Below are 24,647 nucleotides of genomic sequence, written 5' to 3'. Positions count from 1 at the left end.
CCCTCCCGATGGCGGCTCACTTCGCCGGCTCGGCGGCAGCGGAGCCGGCGCCCGCAGCGGCTCGCACCGCGTACGCCTCTGCGGACCGCTGTCCTTTGGCGGTCCCACGGCAGGGGTACGGCAGCGGTGCCGTCCGGCCGCGATTCCGGCGGCCCGGCGGCGGCAGGGCGACGGCCGGACGCCGGGGCCGGCTCCCGGGCGGCCGCCGGCCAACGGGGTGCCGTACCCGCTGTCGGTCACCGGCCACGCTCCCTCGTGCCGATGGCAACGAACCCCGACCGGCGCTCCCGTGGGCCCGCGTCACCACCGCACTCCTCGACCCGATGGCCGCCCCGGGTCCACGATCCGGCGCGCTCGCCGAACGGCTGCCCGGCCAGGAGGGCGTCGGAGCGGGCGGCACCGCCTACGGCCTGCGCACCGCGCCCCTCGCCGTCGGCATCACCCGGCGCCTGGCTCGCCTCGTCTCCGTCCTGGCCGCCGACGCGGTCATGAGGCCGCGTGTCCGGCGGACGCGGGTGGCGCGCACCCGTGCGCCGCCGAGCCGGTGCCCGGCCACGCCACCGGCCCGGTGCGTGCGGTCGAGAGGGAGTGCTCGCCGGCGCCGGACCGGGTTGCCGGGCGGCCACCGGAACGGCCTTCACGCCCCCGTGCCGTCCACGGCGGCGAGGCCGGGTCCACCCGGGCCCGGCGTACCGCACACGGCAACGGAGGGCCGCTCCGCCGAGCGGCCCTCCGTGTCGTCTCCACCGGTGCCTCAGCCGGTGAAGCCGGCCGTGATCGAGGTGAACTGCCAGTTGTTCTGGCTGATCCCGGAGCAGTTCTCGGCGACACCGCCGCCCGGGCAGGGCCGGTCGCGGTTGACCGACCAGAAGGCCAGCCGCGCGATGTGGTGCGAGTTCGCCCAGTCCCGGATCTGCGTCCAGATCGCCGTGGTCGTCGTCTCCTGCTGGTCGGACAGGCCGTTCATGCCGGAGATGCCGATGTGCGCGTACGCGGTGGCGTCGTCCCAGCCGAAGGTGGACTTCAGCTTGTTCTTCAGCCCCTCCGCCGCGTTCACCGTGTTGCCGTACATGTCCGAGCCGCCGCCGAAGTCGAACGGCATGATGGTGAACACGTCGATGTTCGCGCCCAGCGCCTGCGCCTGCTCGATGAGCCGGTTGCCGTAGTACGTCGGCCCGGTGGTGGACGTGCCGAACGTGACGATGGTCTTCAGGCCGGGGTTGTTGGCCTTGACCGTCTTCAGCGCGGTGAGGATCTTCGCCTGGACGGCCTCGTTCTCGAACTCGTCGGTGTTCTCGATGTCGAAGTCGATGGCCTTCAGGCCGTAGGCGTCGACCACCTTCTGGATCGCCCCGGCGAGCGCGCTCGCGGAGGAGCAGTTGGCGCCCAGCTTGCTGCCCGACCAGCCGCCGAAGGACGGCACGATGTCGCCGCCGGCGGACCGGATCTGGTTGATCGCCGACTGGTCCACGCCGCCGGTCAGCGGCCTGCTGCCGTCCCAGGCCGGGGTGCAGCCGCCCGAGTCCAGCACGAACGCCATCGTGAACCACTTGGCGCCGGTCGCGTTCATCACCGTGGTCGGGTTCGGCGGATCGCCCCAGCCCTCGTACAGGTACGGCGCCGCCTGCTTGAAGCCGGTGCCGCCGCCGGTGCCCGCGTCGGTCGTGACGGTCACGGAGTTGGAGGCCGGCGAGGTGTTCCCGGCCGCGTCCCGCGCCTTCACGGTGAAGGTGTAGCTCGTGCTCGGCGACAGCCCGCTGACCGTGGCCGACGTCCCGGAGACGCTCAGGAGCTGGTTGGCTCCGCTGTAGATGTCGTACGCCGTCACGCCCGTGTTGTCCGTGGCCGCGTTCCACTTCAGCGACACGCTGGACGACGTCTTGCCGGTGGAGGTGAGCCCGCTCGGCGCGGTCGGCGCCTGGGTGTCCCCGCCGCCCCCGCCGCCCGGGCCGTCCAGGCTGATGTCGTCGGCGTAGTAGGTGCCCTGGCCGTACCAGCCGTGCACATAGATGGTGGCGCTGGTCTGCGAGGCGCCGGTGGTGAAGGAGACGCTGAGCTGGCTGTACGCCGATGGGGACGACGTCCAGGTGGAGGCACCGCCGTTGACGCCCAGGTACACGTAGCTGCCGCGCACCCAGCCGCTGAGGCTGTACGTCGTGTTCGGCTGCACGGCGACCGTCTGGCTGCACTGCGCGTTGTCGCTGGACGACGCCGCGCCCTGGAGCGCCTTGGCGCCGCCGTGCACGGGGGAGGAGACGACCGAACCGAGGTTTCCGGTGCAGGTCCAGGGGGAGAGGCCGCCGGACTCGAAGCCGGCGTTGGTGAGGATGTTGGCCGCCTGGGCCGTACCGGGGAGGGCGATGGCCCCGCCGACCGCGAGGGCGGCGGAGCCGAGCAGGGCGAGAAGCCGGCGTCTGGGACGCCCGAGTGTGTCGCGCACGCGATCTCCCTGTCAGGGGTGGGGTGTTCGGGAGTGCTGGGGAGTGCGGAAGCGTTGCGTCAACGAATTTGGTATGGACCAATCGCCCCTGTCAAGAAGCAGAGCGGAATTGGTCCATACCGGTGGGCGTGAGCGCCTCAGAGGGGGAGCACCTCACCCGCCGAGGCGGCCCGCACGGGCACCGGCACCGCGGGCAGCAGGACTTCGGAATCCACCCGCTGCCGCGGAAGGGCCGCGGGCGCCAGCGGACGCGGCCCCGACACCACCGTGTAGTCCTGCCCCAGGAACGGCGGCTCGATCACCCCGGGGTCCTCGCCCAGCGCCACCTGCACGGCGGCCCACGGTGCGTTCACGCCGCAGAGCGACAGCTGGTGCAAACCCCCGGCGGGCCTGGTGTTGACGTCCAGCAGCACCGGCCGGTCGCCGAGCATCCGGAACTGGATGTTGGACAGGTGGTGCAGTCCGAAGCCCTCCGCGATCAGCCGGGCCGGGGCCAGCCACCGCTCGTCCAGGGTGAAGCCCCGGCGGCGGCCGTTCTTGGTGCGGCCCACCGCGAGCCGGACCCGGTTGTCCGGCCCGGTCAGGCAGTCGACCGACACCTCGGGCTGCTCCAGGCGCGGCATCACCAGCCAGTCCACGGGCTCATCGGCCCGCCGCAGCGCCTCCTCGACCAGGTCCAGCTGGACGTACGGGCCCGGGAAGCCGGTCAGGTGCGCGAGCGAGAAGGGGGCCCGGGTGATCATCCGGAAGCCGACCCCGCCGGCGCCGGCGGCCGGCTTGAAGCACGGCCGGTGCCCGGCCGCCTCCAACTCCTCGACCGCGGCGAGAAGTTCGTCCGCCGTGCGGACCCGGTGCCACGGCGGCACCGGGACGCCCACCGAGCGGACCGCCTCGTACGCGACCGCCTTGTCCTCGAACACGGCGACCGCCTCGGGCGTCGGCGCCAGCAGCGCCGTGCCGGCCGCCGCGAACTCGGCCCGGTGCGCCACGATCGCCGCCTGGTGCAGCCGGGGCACGAACACGTCGATGCCGCGCCGGGCGCACTGGTCGAGGGCGTACTCGACGTACGCCGCCGGGGACAGGCCCTCCGGCTCCAGCTCGGCGGTGTCGGCGGCGGCCAGCACGGGGGAGTCGGGGTCGCCGTGCGTGGCGTGGATCTCCACCGCGCGGTCGCTGGGATTTCTCCGCAGCTGATCCATGAAGAACACGTTCTCCGCGTACGTGCGGTTGAGCCAGACGCGTACGCGAGAGGGCATGCAGGCCGCCTTTCGGGTGTGCGGGCAGGGCGGAGCGGCCCGTGCCCGGGCAGGAGGGAGGAAGGGTCACCAAACAGCCCCGGAAAAAGGGGGGTTGAGGGCGCTGGTGTCGGGGCGATCATACGGCTTTCCAAGGGTCCCTCGTGCAACGTGGGTGTTACGGATCCGCGGCCCGTCCGATCACGGCTTCCGGGCCCGTCCGGTCACGGATCGCGGCCCCTCCGGCACCGGCTTCGCGGGCCGCCCGGTCGCGGACGCGCGCGAGGCGGACCGGGCCCGGATCGCGACACGCGGCGGGGGAACCTCTTGTCCGGTGCCCGGGGCATGTGTTCTCGTTGTGCCATCGGATGATCGGAAGGGGTGTGCGGGGTGGAGTCGACGGCCGGGGCCGGACAGCTGCTGGCCATCAGCGACCTCCACATCGGCTATCCGGACAACCGCGCCCTGATCGACGGCATGCGCCCCGACAGCGACGACGACTGGCTGATCGTGGCCGGTGACGTCGCCGAGACCGTCGCCGACATCCGCTGGGCCCTCGGCACGCTCGCGAGCCGCTTCAGCAAGGTGCTGTGGGCACCCGGCAACCACGAGCTGTGGACGCACCCGAGCGACCCGGTCACGCTGCGTGGCGTCGCCCGCTACGAGCACCTGGTCGAGGTCTGCCGCGAGCTGGGCGTGGTCACCCCCGAGGACCCCTACCCGGTCTGGCGCGGCGCGGGCGGCCCGGTCGCCGTGGCCCCGCTCTTCCTGCTCTACGACTACTCGTACCTGCCGGCCGGCTCCACCACCAAGGCGGAGGGCCTGGCCTACGCGGAGAGCACGGGCATCGTCTGCAACGACGAGTTCCTGCTGCACCCCGACCCCTACCCGAGCCGTGAGGCCTGGTGCCGGGCCCGGGTCGCCGAGACCGAGCGCAGGCTCGCCGAGCTGCCCGAGGACCTGCCGACCGTGCTGGCCGGGCACTGGCCGCTGGACCGGCACCCCACCGAGGTCCTGTGGCACCCCGAGTTCGCCATGTGGTGCGGCACCACGCTGACCGCGGACTGGCACCGCCGGTTCCGGGTCGCCACCATGGTCTACGGCCATCTGCACATCCCCCGCACCACCTGGCACGACGGAGTCCGCTTCATGGAGGTCTCCGTGGGATACCCCCGTGAGTGGCGCAAGCGTCCGGATCCGCCGGGAAGGCTGCGCCGCGTCCTGCCGATGGAGGTCGAAGCAGGTGATCGAGGAGCTGCTCCCGGAGTCGGTCGTGACCGTGGAGGCGCACGCTGACGACCCGCTGTGGGACTCCCCGCTCCACCCGGCGGAGGAGGCGCTCGTCGCGCGCGCGGTGGCCAAGCGGCGCCGTGAGTTCGCGGCCGTCCGGGGCTGTGCCCGGCGCGCCATGGAGAAGCTCGGCGTGCCGCCGCAGCCCGTGCTCTCCGGCGAGCGGGGCGCCCCGCACTGGCCGGACGGGCTGCTCGGCAGCATGACCCACTGCGACGGCTACTGCGCCGCCGCGCTGGTCCGCGCCACCGACCTCGCCTCCCTGGGCATCGACGCCGAACCGCACGGGCCGCTGCCGGAAGGAGTGGGCCCCTCCGTCTTCCTGCCCGCCGAGGCCGAGCGGCTCGACCGGCTGGCCGCGCGGTGGCCCGCCGTGCACTGGGACCGGCTGCTGTTCAGCGCCAAGGAGTCCGTCTACAAGGCGTGGTTCCCGCTCACCCGCCAGTGGCTGGACTTCTCCGAGGCCGACATCACGGTACGGCCGGACGCCGAGGACGAAGCCTCCGGCGCCCTGCACGCCGAGCTCCTCGTCCCCGGCCCCCTGGTCGGCGGGGCCCGGCTCCAGACCTTCGAGGGCCGGTGGACCGTACGGCACGGCGTGGTGGCCACCTCGGTGGTCATACCCCACCCCGCCCCGCGCCTCTGACGGCGAACCCGCCGGCCCCCACCGCCACCGCCGCCCGTCGTCCGGGTGACGGCGGCGGCACCGGACCGGCACGGCGCTCAGTCGGGCCGGCACCAGTCGTGCAGGAGCCGGAAGAACTCCGCCTCGTTGCCCGCGAGCCCGGCCCGGGCCAGTGCCTGCTCCGCCTCCGCGAGCACGACGGGCGGGACGACGGCGGGCCGGTCCTCGCCCGGCGGCCCGTCGAAGGCTGCGCGCACCGTGTGCAGCAGACGCAGGTAGGCCTGTACGGCGGTGCGCTCGCGGTCGGTCAGTACGGCGGTGGGCATCGGTCGGCTCTCCCCGAGTAGGCGTCACGGTCACGCGCCCTGCGGCGCCGTGCACCGCTTCGGACGGCGCACACTCCCAGCTTGCCGCCCACCACTGACAACGCCGTCCGGCCCCGCGCCGGTTAGCCCGCATAGCCGAGGCGGATCCGCCCCGATCACCCCGCACGACGTGCCGCCCGACCCGGCGAAACGTTTCTCAACTTCCGTGCCCCACACCCCGCTCCCGGCGCGGCGGGCACCGTCCCCCCGCGTGCACGGCGCCGAGCGCGCCTTGGCGGCACGGGGCCACCCGGACGGCGAGATGGGTCCGGTCCAGCCCTGCGGGCCGGTCCGGTTCAGCCCTGCGGGCCCGGGTACCCCAGCGACGCCTCGATGCGGCCGGCCACGCCGTCGCGCTGCACCGGCCCGCGCAACGCCGAACCCGCCAGCCACGTGCGGCACTTGCTGGCCAGGAGCAGCCCGAAGGTCTCGGCGTCCCGCTCCTCGGCGACGTCGAAGCGGCTGCGTGCCGCGACGCGTTGCACCGCCGCCTGGAGCGCCTCCTGGTCGGTGTGGTCGCCCAGCAGCCGGGTGGCGGCGCCGACGCCGTCCATGTGGAGCCCGCAGTGGTCGGCCTGCATGTGCCACAGCTCGTGGCCCAGGATCACCAACTGGTGGTCGGGGGCGGTGCGTTCCTCCACCACGACGACGTCCCGGTCGGTCAGGTCCAGCCACAGTCCGCTGGCCGTGCCGGGCGGGAAGGCCGCCGTACGGAAGTGCACCGGGCGCCCGCGCCGGCGGCCCATCGCCTGGCACAGCGCGCGGTACAGCTCGTCCGGGGGCGCGGGCACGGGCAGCGTGAGCCCGCCCACCAGTTCGTTGCACAGCCGGCGCATGTCCCTGCCGATGCCCACAGTTCTCCCCCGGCTCACGACTCGGGCCGCTTGACGCTCTCCAGGAGCATGTCGAGCCACTCGGCGACCTTGTCCCGGTGCTGGTCGGTGGGCAACTGCGCGGCACGCCAGGCGATTCCGCGCACGCCGTGGTCCTGCAGCAGCCGCTCCAGCGGGTCCTCCGGGGCCTCGGCGGCGGCCCGCTCCCGGTCCGCGAGCTTCTGCAGCAGCTCCTGCTCCGTGCGTTGCAGCGCGCCCGCCAGCGCCTCGGGGTCCTCCGCGGTGAGGAAGCCCGCGTGCACCCGGAAGAAGCGCTGGAGGGCGTCGCAGTGCTCCATGGTGGGCCGCCGGTCGCCGTTGATGAGGGCGCCGGCCTGCTGCCGGGACATGCCCGCGCCGTCGGCGATCTCCTGCTGGGTGTACCGGCGTCCGCCCGGCTTCAGCCGGGTGCGGCGCAGCAGGTCCAGGCGTTGCAGGAAGCGGGCCTGGACGTCCGGCTCACCCGCGGGCCGACCGCTGAGCAGGGCCTTGACCACCGGCTCCGGCACCCCGCAGGCGATCGAGAGCCGGCCCACGTCGAAGACCTCGGCGTGCGGGACGCCGAGGCGGTCGGCGAGCGCGGTGACGCGGGCGACGACGGCCGGCAGCTGGGCGGTCGCCGAGGCGCCCGGATCCTCGTAGCCATCCGTCACCGACAGAACTCCTACGTCTCTAGAGGGCTTCAGATGCGTCCGTGCTTCTCACGAGCGATCGCCGTGAACTTCCCGGAGAGTAGCGGGTGTCTCGAACTCACATCCAGGTGTCGCCACAACTGTGGCGAATTTCAGCCGTCGACCGGCACGAAATGCCACGATAGTTGACATGGCTCTTGCCTGGGCAGCAGGATCGCAGGGCCGCGAGAAAGGCCGCAGAGGCAAGAGGGGTGACCTCCCGATGGCACATCAGGCAGGAGGGCAGCGGCCGGCACCGCGGCCCGTCCCCGACACCTGCGAGATCCAGGCGTACCTCCAGGACTACGGAGCGCTGCTGGAGTCACAGTCCTGCCCGTCCCTGGTCGTCGACCACCACTGGAACGTGGTCATGGCGAACAGCGCGTTCGAGACACTTTTCCACGGTGTGCGCCCCCACCCCACGGCCATGCCGGGGGAGAACTTTCTCCGGTTCGTGCTCTTCCACCCCGACGCCGGCGAGGTCCTCGGCGAACACGAGCCCGGCTGGTGCCTGCCGATGCTGGCCCAGCTCCGCACCGCCCTGGAGACCCACGGGCACGACCACGAACTGCAGTCCGTGCGCCGGGAGATCGCCCAGGACCCGATCATGGAGGCCGCCTACCGGCAGGGCCTGCCGCACTGGATACGGGCCGTCGGCGAGGCCGCGAGCCGCCTGGACGGCGCCGTACGCCTCCTGCACCACCCGGACCCGCGGCGCGGTCGCACCGAGTGCCGCATCGTCGAGGAGATCCCGGAGCCGCTGCGGGAGCTGGGCTACCGGCGGCTGACGATGGTCCTGCGCGACCCCCGCCGGCCCGCCGTGCCGGTGCGCCGTCCGCGCCGCCCGCGGGACGCCGCCTCGCACCTGACGGTCGTGCCGCCCACGCAGGACTGACCCGGCACCGCCGGCGTTCAGGTCGCCGACGGCGCCGGGCCGGCACGGCGGTTCCCCGCGGGGGCTGAGCGGCGCCTTCACCGGGCACACCACCGAGCCATTGCGCGGCCCACCGAGCCCTGGCACGCGCCGCCGACTTGTCCGGCACGCCGCGACTGCCTCGGCACCCCCCGACTCGTCCGGCACCCGGCGAATCCTCGGCTCCGTCAGCACCACCGACTCCCGCACCCGCCGCCTCGTCACTCACAGCCGCCTCCGCCGGCATCGGCGACCCCTGCACCGACGACTCCTCCCGCCCAGCGGCCCCCGAGCCCCGCCGACAACGCATGCACGGCAACGCAAGCCGCTTGCATGATTTGCGCTACGCTTGCGTCCATGACGCGACGACTTGCGGAAGTGGCGAAGAAGGTCGGGGTCAGCGAGGCCACGGTCAGCCGGGTCCTCAACGGCAAGCCCGGAGTCTCCGAGGCCACCCGGCAGGCGGTGCTGACCGCGCTCGACGTCCTCGGTTACGAACGCCCGACCCAGCTGCGCGGTGAGCGCGCCCGGCTTGTCGGTCTCGTGCTGCCCGAGTTGCAGAACCCCATCTTCCCGGCGTTCGCCGAGGTCATCGGCGGCGCACTGGCCCAGCTGGGGCTGACCCCGGTGCTGTGCACCCAGACCAAGGGCGGGGTGTCGGAGGCGGACTACGTCGAGCTGCTGCTCCAGCAGCAGGTCTCCGGTGTCGTCTTCGCCGGCGGCCTGTACGCCCAGGCCGACGCCCCGCACGACCACTACCGGCTGCTCGCCGAGCGCAACATCCCGGTCGTGCTGGTCAACGCGGCCATAGAACACCTCGGCTTCCCGGGTGTGTCCTGCGACGACGCCGTGGCCGTCGAGCAGGCCTGGCGGCATCTTGCCTCCCTCGGCCACGAGCGCATCGGGCTGGTCCTCGGCCCCGGCGACCACGTGCCGTCGGCGCGCAAGCTGGCCGCCGCACGGGCGATCGCCGGCGAATTGCCGGACGAGTTCGTCGCGCGGGCCATCTTCTCCCTCGAGGGCGGCCACGCCGCCGCCGCGCGCCTGATCGACCGGGGCGTCACCGGCATCATCTGCGCCTCCGACCCGCTGGCGCTCGGCGCCGTCCGGGCGGCGCGCCGCAAGGGCCACGACGTCCCGGGCCGGATCTCGGTCGTCGGCTACGACGACTCCGCGTTCATGAACTGCACCGAGCCCCCGCTGACCACTGTCCGCCAGCCCATCGAGGCCATGGGCCGTGCGGCCGTGGAGCTGCTGAACGCGCAGATCGGGGGCACCGCCGTACCCGCCGAGGAGCTGCTGTTCGAGCCGGAACTGGTGGTGCGCGGCTCCACCGCGCAAGCTCCGCGCGACTGAACTCGGGAAGATCCAGCCCGCTGTCGAACAATTGCAGATTCCGCGCGACATCTTGCGCGCCGATGTCGGCGGTGCTTGAGTGTGCGACGCCCACCGCTCCTGCCATGAGTGCCATGAGGGGTCCACCGATGAGACACACCGGGTTCCGCCATACCGTCCTCGCGATCGGCGTCTGTTCCTCCCTCGCCCTCGCCGCCACCGCCTGCGGGTCCGGTGACGACGATTCGGCGAGCGGCAAGACCCGCATCACCGTCAACTGCGAACCGCCGAAGAGCGCCAAGCTCGACCGCTCCTTCTTCGACGCGGACACCGCGGCCTTCGAGGAGGCGAACCCGGACATCGACGTCGTCACGCACGACGCCTTCCCCTGCCAGGACCCCAAGACCTTCGACGCCAAGCTCGCCGGCGGCCAGATGGAGGACGTGTTCTACACGTACTTCACGGACGCGCGGCACGTCGTCGACGTCCGCCAGGCCGCCGACCTCACCCCGTACCTGAAGGACCTCAAGAGCTACGACAGCATCCAGAAGCAGCTGCGGGACATCTACACCGTCGACGGAAAGGTCTACGGCATCCCGCGCACCGGATACTCCATGGGGCTGATCTACAACCGCGCGCTCTTCCGGAAGGCCGGCCTGGACCCCGACAAGCCCCCGGCGACCTGGGACGAGGTCCGCGCCGCCGCCAAGAGGATCGCCGCCCTCGGCGACGGCACCGTCGGCTACGCCGACTACAGCGCGCAGAACCAGGGCGGCTGGCACTTCACCGCCGAGCTGTACTCCCAGGGCGGCGACGTCGTCAGCGCGGACGGCAAGAAGGCCACCGTCGACACCCCCGAGGCCCACGCCGTCCTGAAGAACCTGCACGACATGCGGTGGACCGACGACTCGATGGGCAGCAAGCAGCTCCTCGTCATCAACGACGTGCAGCAGATGATGGGTTCGGGCAAGCTCGGCATGTACCTCGCCGCCCCCGACAACATCCCGATCCTCGTCAAGGAGAAGGGCGGCAACTACAAGGACCTCGCCCTGGCCCCCATGCCGGGCGGCAAGGGCACCCTCATCGGCGGCGACGGCTACATGTTCAGCAAGAAGGCCACGCCCGCCCAGATCCGGGCCGGCCTGAAGTGGCTGGACCACATGTTCCTCACCCCCGGCAAGGGCTTCCTCGGCGACTACGCGCGCGCCAAGAAGCACGACGCACCCGTCGGGCTGCCCGAGCCGCGCCTGTTCACCGGTGCCGCCGACGCCACCGACCAGCGGGTGAAGAAGGCCAACGCCAACGTCCCGGTGGAGAACTACCAGGCGTTCCTCGACGGCAACCACCAGCTCCAGCTGAAGATCGAGCCGCCGCACGCCCAGCAGGTCTACTCCGTCCTCGACGGCACCGTCTCCGCCGTCCTGACCAAGAAGGACGCCGACATCGACCAGCTCCTCAAGGAGGCGTCCGGCAAGATCGACAGCATTCTGGCCCGGAGCTGACCGCCGTGACGAAGACGGCCGAGCGACGGCCGGCGGCGCACGCCGCCGTCCCCCCGGTCCCGGCGCCGCCCCCGGCAGGGGACCGGAGGCGGCGCCGCCTGGCCGACCAGGTCCGCGCCTACGGCTTCCTCCTCGGCGGCCTGCTCTGCTTCGCCCTGTTCTCCTGGTACCCGGCGATCCGCGCGGTCGTCATCGCCTTCCAGAAGTACACCCCGGGCTCCCCGCCCGAATGGGTCGGCACCGCCAACTTCACCCGGGTCCTGCACGACCCCGAGTTCACGGCCGCCTGGCGCAACACCCTCACGTTCACCCTGCTGGCCCTCCTGATCGGCTTCGCGATCCCCTTCGTCCTCGCCCTCGTGCTCAACGAACTGCGGCACGCCAGGGCCTTCTTCCGGGTCGTGGTCTACCTGCCGGTGATGATCCCGCCGGTGGTCAGCGCCCTGCTGTGGAAGTGGTTCTACGACCCCGGGGCCGGCCTCGCCAACGAGACGCTGCGCCTGCTGCACCTGCCCACCTCGAACTGGTCCAACGGCACCGACACCGCGCTGATCTCCCTGGTCATCGTCGCCACGTGGGCCAACATGGGCGGCACCGTCCTCATCTACCTCGCGGCCCTGCAGTCCATCCCAGGCGAGCTGTACGAGGCGGCCGAACTGGACGGCGCGAACCTCCTCCAGCGCGTGCGGCACGTCACGGTCCCGCAGACCCGGTTCGTGATCCTGATGCTGATGCTGCTCCAGATCATCGCCACCATGCAGGTGTTCACGGAACCGTTCGTCATCACCGGCGGCGGCCCGGAGAACGCCACCGTCACCGTCCTCTACCTCATCTACAAGTACGCCTTCCTCTACAACGACTTCGGCGGCGCCTGCGCCCTGAGCGTGATGCTCCTGCTGCTGCTCGGCGCCTTCTCCGCGGTCTACCTGCGGCTCACCCGCTCCGAGGGGGACGCATGACCACCGGCACCCGCACCCTGATCTCCCCGGCCACCCTCGCCCGCCCCCGCGGCAAGGTCCTGTACTGGACCGTGTTCACTGCCGTCGTCGTCCTCTTCGCCCTCGCCTTCCTCTTCCCGGTGTACTGGATGGGGACCGGCGCCCTGAAGTCCCCGGACGAGGTGGCCCGCACCCCGCCGACGCTCCTCCCCGAGCACTGGCACCTCAGCGGCTACACCGACGCCTGGGACCTCATGGAGCTGCCCCGGCACCTGGGGAACACGCTCGTCCAGGCGGCCGGCGCCTGGGCCTTCCAGCTGGTGTTCTGCACGGCCGCCGCCTACTCCCTGTCCAAGCTGAAGCCCGCCTTCGGCAAGGTGGTCCTCGGCGGCATCCTCGCCACCCTCATGGTCCCGGCGCAGGCGCTGGTCGTCCCGAAGTACCTGACCGTCGCCGACCTGCCGCTGATCCACACCAGCCTGCTCAACGACCCCCTCGCCATCTGGCTGCCGGCCGTCGCCAACGCCTTCAACCTCTACCTGCTCAAACGCTTCTTCGACCAGCTGCCGCGCGATGTCCTGGAGGCCGCCGAGATCGACGGCGCCGGCAAGCTCCGCGTCCTGTGGTCCGTCGTCCTGCCCATGTCCCGGCCGGTGCTCGGCGTGGTGTCGATCTTCGCGCTGGTCGCCGTGTGGCAGGACTTCCTGTGGCCGCTGATGGTCTTCTCCGACACCGGCAAGCAGCCGATCAGCGTCGCCCTGGTCCAGCTGTCGCAGAACATCCAGCTCACCGTGCTCATCGCCGCGATGGTGATCGCCAGCATCCCGATGGTGGCGCTGTTCCTCGTCTTCCAGCGGCACATCATCGCCGGGATCAGCGCGGGCAGCACCAAGGGCTGACGCCGCCGACCCGTCTACAGAAAGGCAAGCCCAGTGGGACAGCCCAGCCATGCCCGGAAGGACCCTGACTGGTGGCGCTCGGCCGTCATCTACCAGGTGTACGTCCGCAGCTTCGCGGACGGCGACGGCGACGGCACCGGCGACCTCGCGGGCGTCCGCGCCCGGCTGCCGTACCTCGCCGAACTCGGCGTGGACGCCCTGTGGTTCACGCCGTGGTACGTGTCCCCGCTGAAGGACGGCGGCTACGACGTCGCCGACTACCGGGCCATCGACCCCGCCTTCGGCACCCTCGCCGAGGCCGAGAAGCTCATCGCCGAGGCCCGTGAGCTGAGCATCCGGACCATCGTCGACATCGTGCCCAACCACGTCTCCGACCAGCACCCCTGGTTCCGGGCCGCGGTCGCCGCAGGGCCGGGCAGCCCCGAGCGCGAGCTGTTCCACTTCCGGCCCGGACGCGGCGCGCACGGCGAACTCCCGCCGAACGACTGGCCGTCCCAGTTCGTCGGCTCCACCGACCCGGTGTGGACCCGGCTGCCCGACGGCGACTGGTACCTGCACCTGTTCACCCCCGAACAGCCCGACCTCAACTGGGCGCACCCGGCGGTCCGCCAGGAGCACGAGGACATCCTGCGCTTCTGGTTCGAGCGGGGCGTCGCCGGCGTCCGCATCGACTCCGCCGCCCTCCTCGCCAAGGACCCCGACCTCCCCGACCTCGCCGCGCACCCGCGGCCGCACCCGTTCGTCGACCGCGACGAGCTCCACGACATCTACCGCTCCTGGCGCCGGGTCGCCGACGAGTACGGCGGTGTGTTCGTCGGCGAGGTCTGGCTCCCCGACGCCGAACGCTTCGCCCGCTACCTGCGCCCCGACGAACTCCACACCGCCTTCAACTTCTCCTTCCTGTCCTGCCCCTGGCACGCCGGCCGGCTGCGCGCCTCCATCGACACCACCCTCGCCGAGCACGCCCCCGTCGGCGCCCCGGCCACCTGGGTGCTGTGCAACCACGACGTCACCCGCACGGTCACCCGGTACGGCCGCGAGGACACCGCCTTCGACTTCGCCACCAAGGCCTTCGGCACCCCCACGGACCTGGCGCTCGGCACCCGGCGGGCGCGGGCCGCCGCCCTGCTGTCCCTGGCGCTGCCCGGGGCGGTGTACCTCTACCAGGGCGAGGAGCTGGGCCTGCCGGAGGCGGACATCCCGGCCGACCGCGTCCAGGACCCGATGTACTTCCGCTCGCGGGGCGCCGACCCCGGCCGTGACGGCTGCCGGGTGCCGCTGCCGTGGGCCGCCGGTGCGCCGTACGCCGGATTCGGTTCCCGCGAGGAGCCCTGGCTGCCGCAGCCGGCCGACTGGCCCTCGTACGCGGTCGACCGGCAGCAGCGCGACCCCCACTCCGTGCTCGCCCTCTACCGCGAGGCCATCGCGCTGCGCCCGGAGTTCGGCGACGGCCCCCTGACCTGGCTGCCCGCCCCCGACGGCGTGCTGGCCTTCTCCCGCGCGGACGCCCTGTGCGTGGTCAACCTCGCGGCCACGCCCGCCGGCCTGCCCGCGCACTCCCGGCTCCTGCTCAGCAGCGGCCCGCTGGACGACGCGGGACGGCTGCCGCGGGACACGGCGGCCTGGCTGCGCGCCTGAGCCGCACGACGGCCCGGCCGCGTGGCCGAGCCGCACGGCGGCTGGTCGCGCGTCCGAGCCGCGCCCGTACGCACCTTGCTATCCCACGCACCCCCACCACGAAGGGATCAGCACATGCACAGCAGCACCGCCGGACACCTCCGGCGCATGCCGGCCATCGGGGCGGTCGTCGCCCTGGCCGCCGGCATGCTCGTCAGCATCGCCCCGGCCGCCCACGCGGCCGCGGGCGCCACCCTCCCCTTCACCTCCGTGGAGGCCGAGTCGGCGGCCGGCAACGGCACGAAGATCGGCCCGGACTACACGCAGGGCAGCCTCGCCTCGGAGGCATCCGGCCGGCAGGCCGTCCGGCTGTCCGCCGGGCAGCGGGTGGAGTTCACCGTGCCGCGCGCCGCCAACGCGGTGAACATCGCCTACAGCGTGCCGGACGGCCAGTCCGGCGCCCTGAACGTGTACGTCAACGGCACCAGGCTCGCCAAGACCCTCCCGGTGACCTCCAAGTACTCGTACATCGACACCGGCTGGATCCCCGGCGCGAAGACGCACCACTTCTTCGACAACACCCGGATGCTGCTCGGGCAGAACGTCCAGGCCGGCGACAAGGTCGCCGTGGAGGCGGCCGGCGTCCAGGTCACCGTCGACGTCGCCGACTTCGAACAGGTCGCCCCGGCCGCTAGCCAGCCCGCCGGTTCGGTGTCCGTCGTCTCCAAGGGCGCCGACCCCAGCGGCAACGGCGACTCCACCCAGGCCTTCCGGGACGCCATCGCCGCCGCCCAGGGCGGCACGGTCTGGATACCGCCGGGCGACTACCGCCTCACGTCCTCGCTCAGCGGCGTGCAGAACGTGACCCTGCAGGGCGCGGGCAGCTGGTACTCGGTCGTGCACACCTCCCGCTTCATCGACCAGTCCGGCTCGGCGGGCAACGTCCGCATCAAGGACTTCGCGGTCATCGGCGAGGTGACCGAACGGGTCGACTCCAGCCCGGACAACTTCGTCAACGGCTCGCTGGGGCCGAACAGCTCGGTCTCCGGCATGTGGATCCAGCATCTGAAGGTCGGCCTGTGGCTCACGGGCAACAACGACAACCTGGTGGTGGAGAACAACCGCATCCTCGACACCACCGCCGACGGGCTCAACCTCAACGGCACGGCGAAGGGCGTCCGCGTCCGCAACAACTTCCTGCGCAACCAGGGCGACGACTCCCTCGCCATGTGGTCGCTGTACTCCCCGGACACCGACTCCAGCTTCGAGAACAACACGATCTCGCAGCCCAACCTCGCCAACGGCATCGCCATTTACGGCGGCACCGACATCGCCGTACGCAACAACCTGATCTCCGACACCAACGCCCTCGGCAGCGGTATCGCCATCTCCAACCAGAAGTTCCTCGACCCGTTCAACCCCCTCGCCGGCACCATCACGGTCGACGGCAACACCCTGGTGCGCACCGGCGCGCTGAACCCCAACTGGAACCACCCCATGGGCGCGTTGCGCGTCGACTCCTACGACAGCGCGATCAACGCGACCGTCAACATCACCAACACGACGATCACCGACAGCCCCTACAGCGCCTTCGAGTTCGTCTCCGGCGGCGGGCAGGGCTACCCGGTGCGGAACGTCAACGTCACCGGCGCGACCGTGCGGAACACCGGCACGGTCGTGGTCCAGGCCGAGGCGCAGGGCGCGGCGACCTTCAAGAACGTCACCGCCACCCAGGTCGGCGCGGCCGGCGTCTACAACTGCCCCTACCCGGCGAACTCCGGTTCCTTCAGCCTCACCGACGGCGGCGGCAACTCCGGCTGGTCGAGCACCTGGTCGGACTGCTCCACCTGGCCGCAGCCCGGCCAGGGCAACCCGGAACCCGACCCGAACCGCAACCTCGCCAAGGGCCGTCCGGCCACCGCGACCGGCTCCCAGGACGTCTACACCCCCGGCAAGGCGGTCGACGGCGACGCGAACTCGTACTGGGAGTCAGCCAACAACGCCTTCCCGCAGTCCCTCACGGTCGACCTCGGCTCCTCCTACGCCGTGCGCCGCCTGGTGCTGAAGCTGCCGCCGTCCTCGGCCTGGGGCGCCCGCACCCAGACCGTCACGGTGCTCGGCAGCACCGACGGCTCGGGCTACTCGACCGTACTGGGAGCACAGGGCTACCGCTTCGACCCGGCCACCGGCAACACCGCGACCGTGACCCTGCCGAGCGGCACGAACCTGCGCTACCTGCGCCTGACCGTCACCGCCAACACGGGCTGGCCGGCCGGCCAGTTCAGCGAGGTGGAGGCGTACCAGACCCCCTGACCGACCCGTCCCGCACAGCGCGGACCGGGCGCCCCGGCAGCACGACGGGCCGGGGCGCCCGGCCCGGTTTCCTCCCGTACCCACGACTTCATGTGCGCGCCACCGCACCCTTCCCTGACGTTCGCTGCTCTTGGAACACTCGCTCCGCGCGGATTCCGTCATCTGGCGGGTATCGCGTACGTCAGGACGAGAGGACCCTCACCCATGCCCGAAGTCAACCGGCGGCGCTTCCTCCAGATCGCGGGCGCCACCACGGCGTTCACGGCGCTGTCCAGCAGCATCCAGCGCGCGGCCGCCCTGCCCGCCCACCACCGCACCGGATCGGTGGAGGACGTCGAGCACATCGTCGTCCTCATGCAGGAGAACCGTTCTTTCGACCACTACTTCGGTTCGCTCCGAGGAGTCCGCGGCTTCGGCGACCCCCGTCCGGTCACCCAGAACGGCAGGTCCGTCTGGAAGCAGTCCGACGGCACGAAGGACGTCCTGCCCTTCCACCCGGACGCCGACGACCTGGGCCTGGCCTTCATCCAGGACCTCCCGCACGGCTGGAACGACGGGCACACCGCCTTCAACGGCGGAAAGTACGACAAGTGGGTGCCCGCCAAGTCCGCCACGACGATGGCGTACCTCACCCGCGACGACATCCCCTTCCACTACGCGCTCGCCGACTCCTTCACCATCTGCGACGCCTACCACTGCTCCTTCATCGGCTCCACGGACCCGAACCGCTACTACATGTGGACCGGGTACACCGGCAACGACGGCAAGGGCGGCGGCCCGGTCCTCGGCAACGACGAGGCGGGCTACGGCTGGACCACGTACCCCGAGCGCCTGGAGCGGGCCGGGGTCTCCTGGAAGATCTACCAGGACGTCGGCGACGGCCTCGACGCGAGCGGCGGCTGGGGCTGGATCAACGACGCCTACCGCGGCAACTACGGCGACAACTCGCTGCTGTACTTCAACCAGTACCGCGACGCCAAGCCCGGCGACCCGCTGTACGACAAGGCCCGCACCGGCACCGACGCCCGCAAGGGCGAGGGCTTCTTCGACCAGCTGAAGGCGGACGTCCGGGCCGGCAAGCTGCCCCAGGTCTCCTGGATCGTCGCCCCCGAGGCCTTCACCGAGCACCCGAACTGGCCCGCCAACTACGGCGCCTGGTACGTCTCCCAGGTCCTGGACGCGCTCACCTCCGACCCCGACGTGTGGGGCAAGACCGCGCTGTTCATCACCTACGACGAGAACGACGGCTTCTTCGACCACGTCATCCCGCCCTACCCGCCGGCCTCGGCCGCCCAGGGCAAGTCGACGGTCGACCCCGCGCCGGACCTGTTCAAGGGCGACGCCGGCCACGCCGCCGGCCCCTACGGGCTCGGCCAGCGGGTGCCGATGCTGGTGGTCTCCCCCTGGAGCAAGGGCGGGTACGTCTGCTCGGAGACTCTCGACCACACCTCGATCATCCGGTTCATCGAGCGCCGTTTCGGTGTCCAGGAGCCGAACATCTCGCCCTGGCGGCGGGCCGTGTGCGGCGACCTGACGAGCGCCTTCGACTTCTCCCGCAAGGACACCGCGCGGGTCGTGCTGCCTTCCACGGCCGGTTACCTGCCCAAGGACCACGACCGCCACCCCGACTACGTGCCCAAGCCTCCCGCGAACGGCACCCTGCCCCGGCAGGAGCGCGGCACCCGGCCCACCCGCCCCCTGAAGTACGCCCCGGTGGTGGACGGTTCGGCGGACACCGCGGCCGGCAAGTTCACGCTCACGTTCGCCTCGGGGGCGCACGCGGGAGCGGTCTTCCTCGTCACGTCCGACAGCCGTACCGACGGCCCCTGGACGTACACCACGGAGGCCGGCAAGACGCTCTCGGACACCTGGAACTCGGTGTACTCCGGCGGCGACTACGACCTCTCCGTGCACGGCCCCAACGGCTTCCTGCGCGTCTTCAAGGGCCGCAACAAGGCCGCCGGCCCCGAGGTCACCGCGCGGCACCAGGGCGACGACGTCGAGCTCACCTTCACCAACCAGGGCTCCGGCACGGCGAAGCTGAAGCTGGTCAACGGCTACGGCGGCAAGCCGGTGACGGTGTCGGTCCGGCCCGGAGCGACCGTGCGGCACACCGTGGCGCTCGCGGCCAGCAAGCGCTGGTACGACCTGACCGTGACCTGCGAGGCCGACCCGGCCTTCCTGCGCCGGTTCACCGGGCACGTGGAGAACGGGCGCCCCGGCGTCAGCGACCCGGCGATCGTGACGGGGTGAACGGGCGATGAGCACCGCTCCGTGCGAACTGGTCAGGTACCGGTCATATCAGGGTAGTGTGCCCCGGTGACCACGCAATCGAACACTCCTGCAGGCTGGTACCCGGATCCGCACGGAGCGGCGCAGACGCTCCGCTACTGGGACGGCACGCAGTGGACCGAGCACACCAACCCGGCCCAGCAGCAGGCCGGGCCGGTCCCGCCGCAGCCGGCGGCCTTCCCGCAGCAGCAGGCCGGTGACGCCAAGGTGCGGCGTCAGGTGCAGCAGCAGGCCGGCGTCGCCGGCGGCGGACCCGGTGGCGGCACCCTGTTCACCGAGCCCGTCCTGGTCGTGAACCAGAAGGCCAAGCTGATCGAGCTGACCAACGAGTACAAGGTCATGGATCAGAACGGCCGGGAGATCGGCTCGGTCACCCAGGTCGGTCAGGGCGTCCTGCGCAAGATCCTGCGCTTCGTCTCCAGCCTGGACCAGTTCCTCACCCACAAGCTGGAGATCCGCGACGCCCACGGCCGGCCGCAGCTGCTGCTGACCCGGCCCGCGAAGATCTTCAAGTCGCGGGTGATCGTGACCCGCCCGGACGGCTCGCCGGTCGGTGAGATCGTCCAGAAGAACATGATCGGGAAGATCAACTTCGCGATGACGGCGAACGGCCAGCAGGTCGGCGCCATCAAGGCGGAGAACTGGCGGGCCTGGAACTTCTCGATCGTCGACCACGCCGACAACGAGGTCGCCCGGATCACCAAGACCTGGGAGGGCCTCGCCAAGACGCTGTTCACGACGGCGGACAACTACGTCCTGCAGATCCACTACCAGCTGCCCGAACCGCTGCTGAGCCTCGTGGTGGCCACGGCGCTGACGGTGGACACCGCGCTCAAGCAGGACGCGCGCGGCTGGGGCTGACCGGCGCGCCCGGACAGGTCAAGCAGCACGGCGACGGCGGCCGGTGCCCGCGGAGCGTTCCGCGCACCGGCCGCCGCCGTACGCCCGGGTGGTCACAGGGCCGTGAGGTGCCCCGGCTGGTCCGGCTGCCGGGGCAGCAGCACCGGTTCCGCGGTCGCCGTACCCGGCTCCAGCGCCAGCACGGCCGCCACCGGGTGCTCGTCGTCGCCGGCCTCGTCCGGGCCGGCGGCCACGGGTGCCACCCGGGTCAGCAGCAGCACGCCCCAGGAGGCCAGCCCCGCCCCGGCCAGGGCCAGCAGCACCCCGGCCGCGCCGCCCCGCAGGCCCTGCCCCAGCAGGGTCAGACCGATCACCGCGGCGGCCACCGGGTTGGTCAGGGTGACCACGGCCAGCGGGGCGCCGAGGCCGCCGCGATAGGCCGTCTGGGACAGCAGCAGCCCGCCGACGGCGAACGCGGCGACGAGCACGGCGACCACGATCACCTCCGTGCTCAGCGCCGGGCCCGAGCGGTCCGTCGCCGCCACGGTCACGGTCTGGGTGAGCGCGGAGGCCACCCCGGAGGCGAAGCCGGACGCGGTGGCGTGCCGCAGGCCGGGCCGGGCGCCGGGCCGGGACAGCAGACCGATCGCGGCGGCGGTCGTACCGGCGACCACCAGGGCCTCCGTCAGCGACAGCACCCGGGCGGGCGCCGGGCCGGAGGCGGTGACCAGCAGCGCGGCCAGCCCGAGCAGCGTGAGCGCCGTACCGCGCCACTCCACCGCGCTGACCCGCCGGCCGGCCGCCCGCGCGCCCAGGGGCACGGCGGCGACCAGGGTGAGCGCGCCCAGGGGCTGTACGACGGTCAGCGGGCCGTACTTCAGGGCGACGACGTGCAGCAGCGCGGCGGCGGCGTTCAGCCCGACCGCCGACCACCAGGCCCCGGTGCCCAGCAGCCGCAGCAGGCCGGTGCCGGCGCTGCGTGAGGCGAGCCGTTCCTGGGCGACGGCGGCGAGCGCGTAGGCGACGGCCGACACCAGCGACAGGCCGAGGGCGGCCAGGGCGGCGGCGCTCATCGGCCCGCTCCCGCCAGGACGGCCTCGCGCGGCCTCGGCAGACCACTGCCGCGACCCGCCGTACTGGCCGTGCGCCACGGCGCGGGGACGACCGCGAGGGCGAGGCCGAGCATGGCCGTGGCGACGATCGAGTCGAGCCAGTAGTGGTTCGCCGTGCCCACGATCACCAGCAGGGTGACCAGCGGGTGCAGCAGCCACAGCCCGCGCCATCGGGACCGGGTGGCGGCCATCAGGCCGATCGCCACCATCAGCGCCCAGCCGAAGTGCAGCGAGGGCATCGCCGCGAACTGGTTGGAGAGGTGGTCGCTGGAGGGCGGGCCGTACACCGACGGGCCGTAGACCCGGGCGGTGTCGACCAGGCCCGTCCCGGTCAGCATGCGCGGCGGGGCTAGCGGGAACGTGAACGGCAGCACGAGGGCGGCGGTGGTGAGGACCGCGAGGACCCGGCGGGCCCAGACGTAGTGCGCGGGCCGCCGCAGGTACAGCCAGACCAGGAAGGCGAGCGTGGCCGGGAAGTGGACGGTCGCGTAGTAGGTGTTCGCCAGGTGGACGAGGGTGTCGCCGTGCAGCAGCGTGGACTGCACGGCGGTCTCGTGGGGGAGGTGGACGCCGCGCTCCAGCTGCCAGACGCGCCGGGCGTTGCGGAAGGCGTCCGCGGTGTGGCCGGTGGCCAGCCGGCGGCCCAGTTTGTAGACCAGGAAGAGCCCGGCGACCAGCAGGAACTCACGGATCAGAGGCGGACGGGCCGGAGTCTCCGGTTCCCCTTCCGCCTCCGCAGGCTCGGTTCGGGCGTTCATCCCCCGGCCCCCTCGCTGACTGTGGTGCGTGTCGTGGTGCGGACGAGCCCCGGTCCGTACCGGAACTCATCGATACGTTGCCGTACCGATACGCCAGTGTACCGATACGGTCGGGTACCGGTACACTTGCGTATCGATTGATGTGCGCCACACTGGAGACAGCACGGAACACGCACGCGCACCAGGCACCGCACGGGCACGGGCAACGGACACGAGTGAGGGGAAGCACCGCATGACGTCGCAGGCCGCGGACGCACCGGACACGGTCGTCGCCTCGCGCCGCTCCAAGATCACGCCGGAGCGTGAGCGGGAGTTCTTCGACGCCGTGCTGGAACAGATCCGCGAGTGCGGCTACGACTCCGTCACCATGGAGGGCATCGCCGCCAGCACCCGGTGCAGCAAGTCCACGCTCTACCGGCAGTGGAAGACCAAGCCGCAGTTCGTCGCGGCGGCGCTGCGCGCCAACCGCCGGGTGAAGTTCGCCGGCATCGACACCGGATCGCTCGCCGAGGACCTGCGCCAGGCCGCGCGGGCCGCCGGCGACTGGTCCGGCAAGGACACCCGGCTGCTCCAGGCGCTGGGGCACGCGGTGACGGCGGACCAGGAACTGGCCCAGGCGCTGCGCGAGGCGCTCGTGCACCCGGAGATCGCCGCGCTGGAGGAGATCCTGGCCCGGGGCGTGGCCCGGGGCGAGGTCCGGGCGGGCCACCCGGCGCTGGAGTTCGTCCCGGCCATGATGTTCGGCCTCCTGCGCGTGCGGCCGGTGCTCGACGGCCAGTACGCCGACTCCGACTACCTCGTCCGCTTCGTGGAGGCCGCCGTGCTGCCCTCGCTCGGACTGACCTGAGACCCAGGCCGCCGTTCACGGGATGACTGGACGGTGACCTGCCCGCGCCGCACCGTGGGGACGGGGGCGGCGCGCACCCCCCGGCCGGGTGGGATCCTCCTTGAGCGGAGGGGGATCCCACCCGGCCGATCCGTTGCTCAGACGTCCTGGCCGCTCCCGCCGCCGGACGAGACCTTGATCCCCTTGAGGATCTCGTCGATCACGGACAGCTTCTGTCCGACGTCCACGCCGAAGCGGACCACCACGATCTGCCGGGCGTCGTCGGGGGAGGGGAAGGCGACCGACTCGACGTAGCCGTCGGACCCCTTGCTGGTGACCGCCTTCCAGCGCACCAGGTAGCCCTTCTGCCCGGCCACCGTCACCGCCCGGGAGGCCAGCACCTCGTGCGAGGTGATGCTGCCGTAGGTGGTGCCGCCGTACGACTGCTTGGCGTTGGCGGCGATGTCCGCCTTCGCGACCGCCTCCGCCGTGTCGGCCTTGATGCCCAGCGCCACCGCCGGGGCCGTGTAGGCGCCGCCCGCGGTGCACGTCTGGGCCGAGTTGCCCGGGCACTTGTAGGCGTCGTCGGAGGTCACCTGCGCCCCGACGCTGATCGTCTGTCCGGTCCAGCCCTTCGGCACCGGCAGGCTGATGCCGTTGACCGGGTCCGCCACGGTGCCGCCGCCCTTGACCTTCGGCGCGTCGGACTGACCCGGGGACGGCGAGGCCCCGCCGGAGCCGCCGGAGCCGCCCGGGCCGCCGGAACCGCCGCTCCCGCCCGAGCCGCCGGGCCCGCCGAACGTCCCGCCCTGGCCGCCGTCCTGCCCGCCGCTCGGGCCCTGCCGCGACCCGGCGCGGTCGCCGCTCCCACCGCCGTCGTCGGTGAGGGCGTACACACCGACCCCGATGCTCGCCAGTACCGCGGCCGTCACCGCGACGGCTATGCCCGTGCGCAGCCGTCGCCGGGAGGGGGCGGGCCCCTGGGCGGGATAGGCCGGGTAGCTGGGCTGGCCCGGATACCCCTGCTGGCCGGGATACCCCTGCTGCGCCGGATACCCCGGGTAGGCGCCGAACCCGGCGGGAGCCGAGGGCGCCGGACCCGCCGAGGGTGCCGGACCCGCCGGGTGGGGCGGACCGGCCGGCTGCGGTCCGCCGTCCGCCGCCGGGCCGCCCGGGGGACCCCACGCGGCGGCCGTGCCGGCGGGGCGGGTCTGGTCCGTCCAGGCCTTGCCGTCCCACCAGCGCTCGGTGGGCGGACCGTCGTTCGTCTGCCCGGGGTCGGGGTACCACCCGGGAGGAGTCACCTGCGTCATGCCCCCACCGTATGAGGCGAGCGTGAAAGCGGGATGAGAGGATCCGCCGCCAAGGGGGCGAAGCCGAACATTTCTCCCCGGATTTCTCGGCGGGCCCCTCGGGCAGCCGTCGTTGACACCCCGTCCGCTGGTCGCGCGGGCGGCCGCGTCGTCCGCCCGCCCCCCGTTTCACCCGGCCGGGCAACAGCTGCCGCGAGGCGCCACCAGAGGTCCCGCCCGACGGCTACGCTCGGGTTCCGTACGTCATTCGGGCGACCTGGGGAGGTAACGGGATGACGGAGGGACGGCCGGCGGCGGCCGGCTCGGCTCCCCTGTGGGAACGGGACGCCGAGCTCGCCACCGTCGCACAGGCGCTCGACGTCCTGTGCGCGGACCAGTCCTCCGCGGGCAGCCGGCTGGTCATCCGGGGCGAGGCGGGACTCGGCAAGACCGCGCTGCTGGCCGAGATCCGGCGCGTCGCCGAACGCCGCGGCTGCGCCGTCTGGTCCGCG

At 72.4% G+C, this 24,647-nt stretch carries 21 protein-coding genes; 13 read left to right on the top strand and 8 right to left on the bottom strand.

Annotated elements, in window-relative coordinates:
• Positions 1–754: 754 nt before the first annotated feature.
• Together AB0947_RS24110 and AB0947_RS24105 are read right to left on the bottom strand one after the other, a co-directional pair.
• Entirely contained in the window at positions 755–2,440 is a 1,686-nt protein-coding gene (locus AB0947_RS24110; protein ID WP_366752414.1) for a carbohydrate binding domain-containing protein, read from the bottom strand.
• Between the two features lie 137 nt (positions 2,441–2,577).
• Positions 2,578–3,696, bottom strand: a complete 1,119-nt coding sequence (locus AB0947_RS24105; protein ID WP_366752413.1) for an ATP-grasp domain-containing protein — start codon at positions 3,694–3,696, stop codon at positions 2,578–2,580.
• A gap of 369 nt (positions 3,697–4,065) precedes the next feature.
• On the opposite strand from AB0947_RS24105, the gene AB0947_RS24100 reads away from it, so the two are divergent.
• Together AB0947_RS24100 and AB0947_RS24095 are read left to right on the top strand one after the other, a co-directional pair.
• Positions 4,066–4,971: a metallophosphoesterase gene (locus AB0947_RS24100; RefSeq protein WP_366752412.1), complete on the top strand. Its 906-nt coding sequence runs from the start codon at positions 4,066–4,068 to the stop codon at positions 4,969–4,971.
• Positions 4,919–5,611: a 4'-phosphopantetheinyl transferase superfamily protein gene (locus AB0947_RS24095; protein ID WP_366752411.1), complete on the top strand. Its 693-nt coding sequence runs from the start codon at positions 4,919–4,921 to the stop codon at positions 5,609–5,611. Before AB0947_RS24100 ends, AB0947_RS24095 begins: the two co-directional genes overlap by 53 nt.
• Positions 5,612–5,688: 77 nt before the next feature.
• On the opposite strand, the gene AB0947_RS24090 is transcribed toward AB0947_RS24095, so the two are convergent.
• From AB0947_RS24090 to AB0947_RS24080, 3 genes are all read right to left on the bottom strand, one after another.
• The gene (locus AB0947_RS24090) at positions 5,689–5,916 is read right to left on the bottom strand and encodes a hypothetical protein (RefSeq protein WP_366752410.1); all 228 of its coding nucleotides are present in this window, start codon (positions 5,914–5,916) and stop codon (positions 5,689–5,691) included.
• Positions 5,917–6,251: 335 nt separating this feature from the next.
• The gene (locus AB0947_RS24085) at positions 6,252–6,809 is read right to left on the bottom strand and encodes a toxin-antitoxin system, toxin component (protein WP_366752409.1); all 558 of its coding nucleotides are present in this window, start codon (positions 6,807–6,809) and stop codon (positions 6,252–6,254) included.
• Between the two features lie 14 nt (positions 6,810–6,823).
• Positions 6,824–7,480, bottom strand: coding sequence for a helix-turn-helix transcriptional regulator (locus tag AB0947_RS24080; RefSeq protein WP_366752408.1), 657 nt, complete (start codon positions 7,478–7,480; stop codon positions 6,824–6,826).
• A 241-nt stretch (positions 7,481–7,721) separates the two neighbouring features.
• Between AB0947_RS24080 and AB0947_RS24075 the strand changes: the two genes are divergently transcribed.
• The 9 genes from AB0947_RS24075 to AB0947_RS24035 all read left to right on the top strand — a co-directional run bounded on the left by AB0947_RS24075 (position 7,722) and on the right by AB0947_RS24035 (position 20,168).
• Positions 7,722–8,393 (top strand): hypothetical protein, encoded by a 672-nt coding sequence (locus tag AB0947_RS24075; RefSeq protein ID WP_366752407.1) that lies wholly within the window; start codon positions 7,722–7,724, stop codon positions 8,391–8,393.
• 375 nt (positions 8,394–8,768) lie between these two features.
• Positions 8,769–9,767 (top strand): LacI family DNA-binding transcriptional regulator, encoded by a 999-nt coding sequence (locus AB0947_RS24070; protein WP_366752406.1) that lies wholly within the window; start codon positions 8,769–8,771, stop codon positions 9,765–9,767.
• A gap of 128 nt (positions 9,768–9,895) precedes the next feature.
• Complete coding sequence (locus AB0947_RS24065; protein ID WP_366752405.1) at positions 9,896–11,248, top strand: extracellular solute-binding protein; 1,353 nt, start codon at positions 9,896–9,898, stop codon at positions 11,246–11,248.
• A gap of 5 nt (positions 11,249–11,253) precedes the next feature.
• Positions 11,254–12,207 (top strand): sugar ABC transporter permease, encoded by a 954-nt coding sequence (locus tag AB0947_RS24060; RefSeq protein WP_366752404.1) that lies wholly within the window; start codon positions 11,254–11,256, stop codon positions 12,205–12,207.
• Positions 12,204–13,085, top strand: coding sequence for a carbohydrate ABC transporter permease (locus AB0947_RS24055; RefSeq protein WP_366752403.1), 882 nt, complete (start codon positions 12,204–12,206; stop codon positions 13,083–13,085). The genes AB0947_RS24060 and AB0947_RS24055 overlap by 4 nt, the downstream gene beginning before the upstream one ends.
• 33 nt (positions 13,086–13,118) lie before the next feature.
• Entirely contained in the window at positions 13,119–14,723 is a 1,605-nt protein-coding gene (locus AB0947_RS24050) for a glycoside hydrolase family 13 protein (protein WP_366752402.1), read from the top strand.
• Between the two features lie 114 nt (positions 14,724–14,837).
• Complete coding sequence (locus tag AB0947_RS24045) at positions 14,838–17,015, top strand: discoidin domain-containing protein (protein WP_366752401.1); 2,178 nt, start codon at positions 14,838–14,840, stop codon at positions 17,013–17,015.
• 204 nt (positions 17,016–17,219) lie between these two features.
• Entirely contained in the window at positions 17,220–19,268 is a 2,049-nt protein-coding gene (locus AB0947_RS24040; RefSeq protein ID WP_366752400.1) for a phosphocholine-specific phospholipase C, read from the top strand.
• A gap of 66 nt (positions 19,269–19,334) precedes the next feature.
• Positions 19,335–20,168 (top strand): phospholipid scramblase-related protein, encoded by an 834-nt coding sequence (locus tag AB0947_RS24035; RefSeq protein ID WP_366752399.1) that lies wholly within the window; start codon positions 19,335–19,337, stop codon positions 20,166–20,168.
• Between the two features lie 92 nt (positions 20,169–20,260).
• Here AB0947_RS24035 and AB0947_RS24030 read toward each other — a convergent pair whose 3' ends face one another.
• The gene (locus tag AB0947_RS24030) at positions 20,261–21,220 is read right to left on the bottom strand and encodes a hypothetical protein (protein ID WP_366752398.1); all 960 of its coding nucleotides are present in this window, start codon (positions 21,218–21,220) and stop codon (positions 20,261–20,263) included.
• The gene (locus tag AB0947_RS24025) at positions 21,217–22,017 is read right to left on the bottom strand and encodes a phosphatase PAP2 family protein (protein WP_366752397.1); all 801 of its coding nucleotides are present in this window, start codon (positions 22,015–22,017) and stop codon (positions 21,217–21,219) included. Before AB0947_RS24025 ends, AB0947_RS24030 begins: the two co-directional genes overlap by 4 nt.
• 232 nt (positions 22,018–22,249) lie before the next feature.
• Here AB0947_RS24025 and AB0947_RS24020 point away from each other — a divergent pair, with 232 nt between their 5' ends.
• Positions 22,250–22,864: a TetR/AcrR family transcriptional regulator gene (locus AB0947_RS24020; protein ID WP_366752396.1), complete on the top strand. Its 615-nt coding sequence runs from the start codon at positions 22,250–22,252 to the stop codon at positions 22,862–22,864.
• Positions 22,865–23,001: 137 nt separating this feature from the next.
• On the opposite strand, the gene AB0947_RS24015 is transcribed toward AB0947_RS24020, so the two are convergent.
• Complete coding sequence (locus tag AB0947_RS24015) at positions 23,002–24,156, bottom strand: DUF2510 domain-containing protein (protein ID WP_366752395.1); 1,155 nt, start codon at positions 24,154–24,156, stop codon at positions 23,002–23,004.
• A gap of 272 nt (positions 24,157–24,428) precedes the next feature.
• Here AB0947_RS24015 and AB0947_RS24010 point away from each other — a divergent pair.
• Positions 24,429–24,647 (top strand): AAA family ATPase (locus AB0947_RS24010; protein ID WP_366752394.1); only part of this gene is annotated, 219 nt, incomplete at its 3' end.

The organism is Streptomyces sp. NPDC047841 (assembly GCF_040704085.1).
GTDB lineage: Bacteria > Actinomycetota > Actinomycetes > Streptomycetales > Streptomycetaceae > Streptomyces > Streptomyces argyrophylli.
The sequence above is the reverse complement of the archived record's forward strand: the minus strand, read 5'-3'. Positions and strand labels throughout refer to the sequence as shown.